Origin of the sequence: Thermomonas sp., from assembly GCF_035369645.1 — a bacterium.
Taxonomy (GTDB): domain Bacteria; phylum Pseudomonadota; class Gammaproteobacteria; order Xanthomonadales; family Xanthomonadaceae; genus Thermomonas.
Genome location: NZ_DAOOUM010000083.1, coordinates 1 through 1,312 on the forward strand (window position 1 = coordinate 1; position 1,312 = coordinate 1,312).

Here is a 1,312-nt window from a genome sequence, read left to right on the forward strand (position 1 = left end):
CACGCGCAACGACAAGGCGCTGAAAGCGCAGCGCAATGTGATGGAGTTTTTGCTGATCAACCACCCGCTGGACTGCCCGGTCTGTGACCAAGGCGGTGAATGCGAATTGCAGGATCTGTCGCTGGGCTACGGCCGTTCGGTGAATCGCTTTGTCGAACAAAAGCGCACCGTGGCCGATGAAGACCTAGGCCCGCTGGTGGCCAGCGAAATGACCCGCTGCATCCAGTGCACGCGCTGCATTCGCGTCACTGCCGAGATCGCCGGCACCTACGAATTGGGTGGCATGTATCGTGGCGAAAACCTGCAAATCGGTACCTTCGACGGCAAGCCGCTGACCACCGAGTTATCCGGCAACGTGATCGATGTGTGTCCGGTGGGCGCGTTGACCAACAAGGTGTTCCGCTTCAAGGCGCGCCCGTGGGAACTGACCGCGCGGCCGTCGCTGGGCTATCACGATGCGCTGGGCAGCAATCTATTCCATCACGTGCGCCGTGGTGAGCTGCTGCGCAGCGTGCCGCGTGATAATGAAGCGGTGAACGAATGTTGGTTGTCCGACCGCGACCGCTACGCCCACGCAGGCTTGATCGCCGCCGATCGCGCCACTGTGCCGTTGATCCGCGAAGGTGAAAGCTTCCGCGAAGCGTCGTGGGAAGAGGCGCTGGCCAAGGCCGCGCAGATTCTGCAAGACAATGCCGGCGACAATTTGGGCGTGCTGGTGCATCCGGCAACCTCGAATGAAGAGGGCACGTTGTTGGCGCGTCTGGCCGCAGGCTTGGGCAGTGGCAATCTCGATCACCGTATCGCCCAGCAAGACCTGTCCGATGGCGCGCAGGCACAGGCGTTTGCGATGCCGGTGGCCGAGATCGAACAGGCCGATGTCATTGTCATCGTGGGCAGCCATCTGCGCTTCGAAGTGCCGTTGCTGCACCAGCGTGTGCGCAAGGCGGTCAAGCGCGGCGCACGCGTGTTCGTGGTCAACCCGGTGGATTTCGAGTTCACCTTCGCCATTGCCGGCAAGCAGATCGTGCCGCCGTCGCAATTGGCGTCGGCGCTGGCCGATGTCGATGTCGGCGATAGCGGCAATGTTGCGGTGATCGTCGGCGGTGTGGCTGAAAACAGCCCATATGCCGCCGCGATTCGCAGCGCAGCCACTGCCTTCGCTGCGGCCAAGAACGCCAAGTTGTGCCGCATCCCGCAAGGGGCCAATGCATTGGGCCTCAGCCGTGCCGGGGTGCTGCCCAGTACCCGCGATGCACAAACCATGCTGCGCGAACCGCGCAAGGCCTATGTGCTGTACGGCATCGAGCCGGGC

The 1,312-nt window shown here is 62.9% G+C and carries 1 protein-coding gene; it reads left to right on the plus strand.

What is annotated here, in order from left to right:
- Window positions 1–1,312 (plus strand): molybdopterin-dependent oxidoreductase (locus PK789_RS11455; protein WP_324308943.1); only part of this gene is annotated, 1,312 nt, incomplete at both ends.